The organism is uncultured Algibacter sp. (assembly GCF_963976535.1).
In the GTDB taxonomy this organism is placed as follows: Bacteria; Bacteroidota; Bacteroidia; order Flavobacteriales; family Flavobacteriaceae; genus Algibacter_B.
The window spans coordinates 61,955-71,531 of record NZ_CAXBLF010000010.1; the positions used below are offsets into that span (position 1 = coordinate 61,955).

General features: G+C 32.7%; 8 protein-coding genes. 1 reads left to right on the top strand and 7 read right to left on the bottom strand.

The window, feature by feature from the left end; genetic code table 11:
• Positions 1–115 precede the first annotated feature (115 nt).
• The 6 genes from AAC024_RS05030 to AAC024_RS05055 form a co-directional block, all read right to left on the bottom strand.
• Entirely contained in the window at positions 116–1,960 is a 1,845-nt protein-coding gene (locus AAC024_RS05030) for a DEAD/DEAH box helicase (RefSeq protein WP_339894120.1), read from the bottom strand.
• A gap of 626 nt (positions 1,961–2,586) precedes the next feature.
• A complete protein-coding gene (locus AAC024_RS05035; RefSeq protein WP_339894121.1) occupies positions 2,587–4,326 on the bottom strand; it encodes a hypothetical protein in 1,740 nt (579 codons plus the stop codon).
• A 6-nt stretch (positions 4,327–4,332) separates the two neighbouring features.
• Positions 4,333–4,818 carry a hypothetical protein gene (locus tag AAC024_RS05040; protein WP_339894122.1) on the bottom strand — a complete coding sequence of 162 codons (486 nt, stop codon included), beginning with the start codon at positions 4,816–4,818 and terminating at the stop codon, positions 4,333–4,335.
• A 237-nt stretch (positions 4,819–5,055) separates the two neighbouring features.
• Positions 5,056–6,288, bottom strand: coding sequence for a M48 family metallopeptidase (locus AAC024_RS05045; RefSeq protein WP_339894123.1), 1,233 nt, complete (start codon positions 6,286–6,288; stop codon positions 5,056–5,058).
• Positions 6,289–6,347: 59 nt separating this feature from the next.
• The gene (locus AAC024_RS05050) at positions 6,348–6,662 is read right to left on the bottom strand and encodes a GIY-YIG nuclease family protein (protein WP_339894124.1); all 315 of its coding nucleotides are present in this window, start codon (positions 6,660–6,662) and stop codon (positions 6,348–6,350) included.
• A gap of 53 nt (positions 6,663–6,715) precedes the next feature.
• Positions 6,716–7,510 (bottom strand): RNA methyltransferase, encoded by a 795-nt coding sequence (locus AAC024_RS05055; RefSeq protein ID WP_339894125.1) that lies wholly within the window; start codon positions 7,508–7,510, stop codon positions 6,716–6,718.
• Positions 7,511–7,593: 83 nt separating this feature from the next.
• Between AAC024_RS05055 and AAC024_RS05060 the strand changes: the two genes are divergently transcribed.
• Entirely contained in the window at positions 7,594–8,382 is a 789-nt protein-coding gene (locus AAC024_RS05060) for a hypothetical protein (protein ID WP_339894126.1), read from the top strand.
• A 164-nt stretch (positions 8,383–8,546) separates the two neighbouring features.
• Here the strand turns inward: AAC024_RS05060 and AAC024_RS05065 are convergent, their stop codons facing one another.
• Positions 8,547–9,575, bottom strand: a complete 1,029-nt coding sequence (locus AAC024_RS05065; RefSeq protein WP_339894127.1) for a DUF3810 domain-containing protein — start codon at positions 9,573–9,575, stop codon at positions 8,547–8,549.
• Positions 9,576–9,577: the final 2 nt, after the last annotated feature.

Here is a 9,577-nt window from a genome sequence, read left to right on the forward strand (position 1 = left end):
AAAATACTTTAATGTTTTATTTTGACTTAAAATTAACAAACCTGCCTGCCGGTAGGCAGGAAAGTTTAAACAAAACTACAAATTAAAAGGTTGTATTTATAGTTTGATTTTTATATCATCTTCTTGAACGTCTAGGTCTAGAACTTCCAAAATCACTAGATTCTGAACGTCTTGGTGGTTTTGAATCACCATCGCTTCTGCGTCTGTCGCTTCGGCTTCCAGAAGAAGCACCTTTTCTGTCATCACGTCTTCCTCTGCCACGTCTATCGTCACGTCTTCCTCCGCCGTCACGTCTTCCGCCACTGCTGCTTCTATCGCTACGTCTGCCACCACCACGGTTTTCAGACACTTCAACATTTACAAAACGCCCTTCGTATTTAAAGTCGGTAAAATGTGCTAGTACTTTCTCTTTTGCTTCATTCTCGGTATTAAAAAACGAGAAACTTTCTTTTGTTTCCACTTTAAAAACATCATCTCTACCAAGTCCTAATTGTTCTTTCAAGAAGTCTTTCAATTTCATCCAATCAAAACCATCTTTTCCGCCAACATTTATAAAGTAACGTGTAGAATCATTTTTACTACCTCTACTAAAATCACGACCTCCCTCACGACCGCCATCTCTATCAAAAGAACCTTCAGCAATATTTAAGTTTTTAGATTTATTGTAGTAATTATAAAAGCGGGTAAACTCAACAGAGAAGAATTTTTTAATCAATTCATCTTTATCTGTATCAGCGAACAATTCATTAATATTGGTTAAATGCTTATCAATTTCATGATTAATCTCTGTATTGTGAATTTTATTAGCAAGCGACATTAATTGCACTTCACAAATATCTGCGCCATCAGGAATTTCTTTTTTCTCGAACTGCTTTTTAATAATACGCTCAATACTTTTTATTTTACGCACTTCACTTTTCGATACAATAACCATTGAGATTCCTGTTTTACCTGCACGTCCTGTTCTTCCAGAACGGTGTGTATAAATTTCTGGTTCGTCTGGCAACTGGTAATTTATAACGTGTGTAATATCGTCAACATCAATGCCGCGCGCAGCAACATCGGTTGCTACTAGCATTTGTATTTGTTTGTTTCTAAACGATTTCATAACCAAATCACGCTGATTCTGACTCAAATCACCATGTAATGCACCAGCATTATAACCATCTTCAATTAAGTTTTCAGCAACTTTTTGGGTATCACGTTTCGTTCTACAAAATACTACTGAAAAAATATCTGGATTGGCGTCAGATAAACGTTTTAAGGCTTGGTAACGGTCCCTCGCATTCACTAAATAATACTCATGAGATACTTGGTTCGTACTTTCATTTTTATTTCCAACAGTTATTTCCTGCGGATTATTCATGAATTTTTTAGCAATAGTTGCTACTTCTCTTGGCATAGTTGCAGAAAACAACCATGTGTTTTTATCATCAGGTGTGTGCGATAAAATATCGGTAATATCCTCTTTAAAGCCCATATTTAACATCTCATCGGCCTCATCTAAAACCGAATACTGGATTTTAGAAATATCAACCAAACGCCTCTTAATCATATCTTTCATACGGCCAGGAGTCGCCACAATAATTTGTGCGCCACGTTTAATTTCACGTGCTTGGTCGGTAATACTCGCGCCACCGTAAACGGCAACTACGTTAAGTCCTTTGCAATATTTACCATACAATTTCATTTCGTTGGTAATTTGTAAACAAAGCTCTCTGGTAGGCGATAAAATTAATCCTTGTGTAGTTCTGCTATCAATATCAATTTTTTCTAGCATTGGGAAGCCAAAAGCAGCTGTTTTACCAGTACCTGTTTGGGCTAAGGCCACTAAATCGGTTTCCGATTCTAATAAAATAGGGATTGCTTTTTCTTGAACTTCACTGGGTTCTGTAAACCCTAAATCGGTAATTGCTTGTAATAGGTTGTCATTAAGACCTAAATCTTGGAATGTGCTCATTTTTAATTTATTGTATGCGATTTATTATGCAGTGTTACATAAAGAAGTGAATCGACATACTTAAACCTAAACTTCTAGCAACACATCCTCACTCTGAGGAATCTTTAGTCCCGATTCATCGGGATTTTTCAAGCGGCAAAGATACACTATTATTTTGGATTGACGATTAACGATTTGAGATTTGAATTTTTTGGGCGTTTTAACACGCTTTACTCATGCGTTAATATTTTAAATTTTAGAAATCGTGAATATAAATATTTCACTACTCAATCTCTCTGCGAAGCGGTCCCGAACTAGTTTCGGGATCTTATTACCAAATAATTTTTAGTTTAAAACGGAAGTTCCAAGTATAGATAGTCGCAAAAAGGATTTCAAACATTTAGCCTGCGGTGAGCGCTGTCGAACCGTTCAATCGTTAATGCGCTTGTCTGTTAACTTTCAGGTTTAATAAGAGTTTTTTTCGTTTTTGGGGAGGTTCGTTTAACGGTCTCGTGTATGAGTAGTAGCGGATTTTATTGCACTAACTTTTCGGTTAAACACAGACCTTTGTTTTATGTTTACACTTTCGATTTATCACTTAAACCGCTATTACTTATACACATCTTTGTTGGGCATTCGTACTTTTTTCAGAAGAGTGTCATTTGTTCATTTACACTTTCTTTAATCATTTCTCCAAATTCCTCCCAATGCTCAATTTTCAGGTTGGAAATTCTATCATTTGCATTCTCAAACTCATAATTTTCATACGCTTTTTCAAAGTCAATACGCATTAAAGTATCTTTGTTAATTGACCTTTTTGAATCTGAAAATATGATTGATTTAAGAAATTTCTGAACTAAATCAGAGTTTACTAATAAATGAGCAATCTGTGCTATTTTTATATTATCAAATCCAATAAAATAGCAAGTGTCGTCAAGCATTATTGTTTTAGAATCTTTTGGACTTACAAATGTGAAATGTGTTGATTTATAAAGTCCTGAAATAGCAATCTTATATTTTGCAAATGAATAATCTCCAATGCCGAATATAGAAAAATCTGGTTTGTCATTGTAGATAGAAGATTTACGTTTATCAAAAAACGCTTTTTGTGAACTCAAATATTGATAAGTAAGAGGTAAGCTATCTTTAATATACTTTGTTTCTTGTCCTATTTTTTTTTGTGTAATTATTGTTAGTTTTCTAAAAGTGTTGGTTTTATCAGCTTTTAAATCAGAACTTTTGAGCAATCCAAAAACTAATTTTTTTTCAAGATTAAATTCTTCTCCAAATCCGTTTATATAATGACCATTTATACGTTCAAATTCCATAACTTTTGAACAGTCGTGTTTTACGCCTGAACGCCAAGTAAATATTGATTTGCCATCTACAATACTCGATATGTCATAGTCTTTTACAGAATAAACAAATTTATCTTTATACCAACCGAAAGTTGTTAAATAATCTCGACTATAAAAGTCAAGTTCTTTACAATTGAAGTCTGGTTCAGTATTTAAGTGAGTTAGAAACAAACAAGCATTTACAGAAACATTAAATTCTTTTTTAGAGTCAATGTTTAATTTTTCGGATTGACTAATTCTAAAACTGTTTCTTTTTTGGTCTTGAATGAGATTTTTTACCACAGAATTTTTAATCAAAAATGAGAAAAGTCCGTTATGATTTTCAAAACATTTTAGTAATGTGTAAGAAATGAACTCCCCAATATCAAAGTTGCCTTTTCCTGTCATAGCATCTAATCCACTATGTTTTTTGAAATTAGATTTTTCAGGCAAATTATTTGAATCAATAGAACCTAACTCTGAATTGGTTACCCAAGGCGGATTACCGATTACTAAAGTTTTTAAATGCTGTGTAGATTTAGCCAATTCTGAATAGTTGAACTCAAAAGCATTTCCGTGGAATATATCAATTTCAGGTTTAGAATAGTTTGGGTTTTTTAAAAAATAATTAAGGATTCCAAATTTTGTTTTCCATATATAGGGCTTATATATTTCTACACCAACAATTTTTTTTAGGGATTTGAATTGAGCTATTGAAGCAAAAATAAAATTTCCTTTGCCACAAGTTGGTTCTATGACAAACTCAATATCTTCACATTTTACAAATGAATATTTTACGACTTCTGAAGCTAAACTTTTGTTTGTTTGAAAGTCACCATATTCTCTCCTGTGAGGTTCAGAAACAATAGATTTGTTAACTATTAATTCATTTAAAAGTTCAGTAGCTTCATGTTGAGAGGTAAAAAAATTATTTATTCCACTTGATGTTTTTATTTTGGAATTAATTCTCTTACAATCCAATAAACTGCTCTGATTCTCAAAAAAGAAATCCAATGCTAAATCTGTAATATGTGCTTCTAAATAAGTCATTCTGCTTTAAAAATCTTTTATCATCTCTCTGATTTGAGCCATTTTTCTGGTTTCCTTATCCATAAATTTTTCATAGCCTGTTTTCATACCTCGAAAAAATCCCTTTAAATCTTGATTCTTATCAATTTCTAAAGTTTTTGACATCTGAATTACGCCCCAACCTTGTGCTTCAATAGTCAGACAATTCCAACTTATATGCTCCACAGGAACTAATCCCGAGTCATCTATAACTTCAATTCCTTTATCTGTTTTTTTGTAATTTACGAAAATAAAAAACAACTGATTTCCATCTTGTTCAAGCCATTTAATGAGTCTCTTTGCAGAGATAATATTTGGTGAGTAGTTGTTTTTATCAACATTATTGCTTTTTACGTTAACGGGTTTTTGGATATTATCTTTAAGCAGGAAATCTCCAATCGATTTTTTTGTTCCTTTTGTGGTAGCACCGTGCTTCTTCGCTGTTTCAATTTCTATTAATCTATAATCGTCCATTTATATTTGTCAAAAATTTTGATTCAAAGTTACGGTTTTTCTTGTATGACTCCCAACGTTTTCGCGGATATGAAATCGTTTCAATGTTTTATATCCGACGTTAAACGGCTTAAGTTTATTTTTAATAAATTTAAGTATTAATCAGAAAGAACAATCCCTTTACTTTGCGTCTTAGCGACTTTGCGCGACATAAATTATGAGATTTCTCCTCACGTCGAAATGACAAACCGATTCAGCCTACTTCCGCAAATTCCCAATCCGTTCCAAAAGCGTAGGATGCGAATAATGCATAAACACATAAGCTTTATGCGGTGTTAAATTACTCAAACTATTTTTAGATAGTTTTTTAAGTGAAGTAATTAAAGGTTCGCCTTTATAAGTGTTTTTCGCATAATCATCCGCTTGGTATTCGAACTTTCTAGAAAACACATTCATTATTAATCCAGTAATTTCTGAAATAGGCGAGTAGAGCAATCCAAAAGCAATCAATCCAATATGAAAACTAGGTATTTCAACACCTAAAGCATTTGATAATAATGGATTTGAAATAAATAACGATAAAATATAAAGTGTCAAACCAGTTAATAGAATAGAAGCAAACAAATTAAAGATGATGTGTTTTTTCTTGTAGTGCCCAACCTCATGTGCTAAAACAGCAACAATTTCTTCATCATCTAAATCATTAATTAAGGTATCATAAAGTGTCACACGTTTTTCATTCCCAAAACCTGAAAAATAAGCATTTGCTTTAGTGCTACGTTTAGATCCATCAATCACAAAAATCTTGTCGAGTTTAAAACCAACCGTTTTTGCATACGCCGAAATTTTATCGCGTAATGTGCCTTCTTCTAGCGGCGTTTGTTTATTAAAAAGAGGTACAATAAGTTTAGAATAGAACATATTCATAAACAATGTAAACACAGCCACTAATCCCCATGCATATAACCAGAAATATTGTTCAGTAGCTTCATAAAACCATATAATTAAAGCTAAAATACCGCCACCAACAATGGCCATCATCACCCAACCTTTAATTTTATCAAAGAAAAAAGTTTTAATAGTCGTTTTATTAAACCCGAATTTTTCTTCAATAACAAACGTGCTGTAATATGAAAAAGGTGTGGTTAAAACATCGCTGCCAATCATTATAATTCCAAAAAATATAAGCGCAACAATAATTGGGTTTTCGCTGTAACTTCTGCCGATATTATCAACAAATTCAAAACCATCAAACCATAAAAAGCCCAAAGTTAAAAGGATAGAAAATGATGAGGTTAATAAACCAAATTTATAATTAGTTGCCTTGTAGTTTTGCGATTTTTTATATTCAGCTTCATCATAAACATCTTGTAAATCTTCGGGAAGTGTATCATTAAAATGCTTCGCATTTAAAGCATCTAAAACTTTATCAACTATAAAATTGATAACAATAATAGCTATGATGATGTAAAATAGTGTTGTTGATGTCATGTTCGTATTTGTGGTGCTAAATTAAAACTATTCTGTCACACTGAGCGCAGTCGAAGTGCTCATTTACTTTTGTATTTGAAATGAGTTGCATTTCTACATTCAGCCAATATTTGAAGCGTATCAAAATTTCCATCGATTAAAGCTTCTTTCTTGACGTGTGTCCATTTTTTGATTTTCTTTTCAAAATATATGGCTTGTAATACATCATTGAAAGTTTCATGAAATTTAACTTCCAATGGTCTTCGTTTATAGGTGTAACAATCTTTATGCTTTCCATATTTATGTTCGTTTATACGTTTGTCTATATTATTTGTAATTCCTGTATAATATGAGCCATCAGAGCATTTTAGAATATAAACGTAATAGAAATACATGTGTGTGATCGTTTAAATTAGTCTTAGACTGCGCTCAGACTGACATCTGAAAATTATTTAAAACCTCGCTGTCTCTTCGCCTCAAAAATAAGAATTCCAGCTGCAACCGACATATTCATAGAATCAATTTCACCTTGCATAGGAATAATAATATTCTGAGTCGCGTTTTCTAGCCATTCATTACTAAGGCCTGTTGCTTCTGTACCCACAATAATGGCAGTTGGTTTGGTATAATCTTGTGTATTATAATTTACTGATGCTTGCAACGCCGCACAATAAATATTAATATTATGAGACTTTAAAAAGGTGATAATTTCAGAGGTACTTCCAGTTGCAATTTGATTGGTAAACACACAGCCCACGCTAGAGCGGATTATGTTTGGATTGTACAAATCAGATTTTGGGTTAGCAATAATAACAGCATCAATATTTGAGGCGTCAGCGGTTCTTAAAATAGCACCAATATTACCAGGTTTTTCTGGAGCTTCAGCAACTAAAACTAAAGGATTTTGTTTATCAAAATTTAAATCAGTTAAATGATTTTCTTTAGACTTTGCAACAGCTAAAATACCTTCTGTGGTTTCACGGTAAGCTAGTTTTTGATAGATTTCTTTTGAAATTTCAATAGCATTAGTCTTTTCAGAAATTAAGTTGTTTAGTTGTTCAACACAAAACAATTCAGAATAAAACAAAACGGTTTCTAATTCGTAACCGCCTTTTAGCGCCAAAGTAATTTCGCGCTCACCTTCTATCAAAAATGTGCGTGTTTTTTTGCGCTCGCGTGACTTGTCCTTCAACTGAACCAGTTGTTTAATATAAGTGTTTTGTGGGCTAGTGATTACTTTCATAAGAATCGAACAAAAGTAATAGTTTTTATGTAATTATATTCCACTAACTTCGTCAAAGACTAAATCCTTTCAAAAATTAACTAATGAAAAAAATCATCCTTTTAGTTCTAGCCATTTCAATATTAGCGTGTAAAAATAAAACAACACCAATAGTCGACTACACTGAAGAAAATCTAGATATAACAACCAGCATCTATCCAGAAAACATGACAAAAATTTTTGATGCTCACGGTGGTTTAGATAAATGGAACACCATGAAGTCTCTTGAATTTACCATGAAAAAGCCAAATGGAGATGAGATAACAACAACCAACTTAAAAAACAGAAAATCGTTAATAGAAATGCCAAATCACACCATTGGATTTGATGGTGAAGATGTTTGGTTAAAAAATAAAGACACAACAACTTACAAAGGCAAGCCAAAATTCTACTATAACCTGATGTTCTATTTTTACGCAATGCCATTTATTTTTGCAGACGATGGTATTATTTACGAAGATGTAACTGCATTAGAATTTGAAGGAAAATCATATCCAGGAATTAAAATTTCTTATGAAAGTGGAGTAGGAGAATCACCAGAAGACGAATACATTTTATATTACGATTCTGAAACTAATAAAATGGAATGGCTGGGTTATACGGTAACCTATTTTTCAAAAGAAAAAAGTAAAGAATTTCATTTTATAAGATACAGTAATTGGCAAAATGTAGAGGGTTTAATATTACCAGAAACGTTAACGTGGTATGAATATCAAAATAATGTGCCAACAAAAAAACGTAACGAATTACGGTTTACAGATATCAAACTTTCAAAAGAAAAACCAGACGCAGATATTTTTGAAGCACCAGCGGGAGCAGAATTGGTTGAGTAGTTTTATTTAGTCGCAGTCGCAGTCGCAGTTGCAGTCGCAGTTAAGTATGAGTAACTTTGCGTCTTAGCGCCTTTGCGAGAAAAAATTTCACAAACCGCTACTCAGAAAACCAATTAAAAAATCAGTGAAATCCGTGTCAACTTTTTAAGAGCTACTTTACAAAACTAAAAATCTTCAACTTCATAGTAATTAACAATAAGGGCCACCACATAATTATAACTTTGCATACCCTTACTTTGTTTATTGGCTTTTAAAAAATTCCCGTAAAACGATTTAAAAAGAGGTTCTGCGGAGTTTTCGTGAGCATTCCAAAAATCTCTAACCTCTTTATAATTTTTCAAAACCCCTTTATTAACGGACTCAATTATAGTTTCATATAGCACTTCATCACGTCTATAAATTTCATTAAGGCAAAATCGTAACGCAAAGGTGTATCCTGTATATTTAAAATAGATATTATCATGGCTTGTTGTAGCCAAAAAACCAATAAAATTGGCTTCATTTTCAGCAGCATAACCTAACTGATGTGCAATTTCATGAGCCGATGTTGTCGGGAATTTATAAACAGGAATCAATCCATTCACATGCGCTTCATTTGTTAACGGATTATAATATCCACTATAACCCATGTACGTTAATGGGTAACTATACAGCGATTTTTTTAAGCTTTTTGGGGTATACTCTAAATGTGGGAAATCCCTTTTTAAATTACTGTAACCTGAAGGCGCCATTTTAAAAACATCACTTTTACTAAACGGAATATCAACTTTAAGAGTATCATTTTTAGTAATTTCAAAATGTAATGCATTCGATTTTTTAATCAAGGCTTCAGTAACGTGTACTAACTGCTCAGTGGTATAATCTTGCGCTAAATTTAAACTTTCATGAAGTGGCAAGCGGTGGTAGTTTAACCCCCAAAATAAGTGGAACGCTCCATATATTATAGCAACAGCTGCAAATACATCAACCAGCCAATTTTTAGTGTCTTTTCGTAAACGTTTTCTGTTTGTGAAAAACCACCTTATAACATAAATACCCGCAAAAGTATATATCAAATCTCCTAAAGAAAAAGGTATCCAGCCCAATGTAAACCTAAAAACTTTCGAAATTACAGGATACAAACCATTACTATAGTACTGCTCTACAAACTCCGGATAGTTAGACAATAATTTCACAAGTAAAAATTGTGGAATTA

Coding starts and splice junctions, on each gene's coding strand:
- AAC024_RS05030 (WP_339894120.1), bottom strand. CDS start 1,960: ATGAGCACATTCCAAGATTTAGGTCTTAATGACAACCTATTACAAGCA.
- AAC024_RS05035 (WP_339894121.1), bottom strand. CDS start 4,326: ATGACTTATTTAGAAGCACATATTACAGATTTAGCATTGGATTTCTTT.
- AAC024_RS05040 (WP_339894122.1), bottom strand. CDS start 4,818: ATGGACGATTATAGATTAATAGAAATTGAAACAGCGAAGAAGCACGGT.
- AAC024_RS05045 (WP_339894123.1), bottom strand. CDS start 6,288: ATGACATCAACAACACTATTTTACATCATCATAGCTATTATTGTTATC.
- AAC024_RS05050 (WP_339894124.1), bottom strand. CDS start 6,662: ATGTATTTCTATTACGTTTATATTCTAAAATGCTCTGATGGCTCATAT.
- AAC024_RS05055 (WP_339894125.1), bottom strand. CDS start 7,510: ATGAAAGTAATCACTAGCCCACAAAACACTTATATTAAACAACTGGTT.
- AAC024_RS05060 (WP_339894126.1), top strand. CDS start 7,594: ATGAAAAAAATCATCCTTTTAGTTCTAGCCATTTCAATATTAGCGTGT.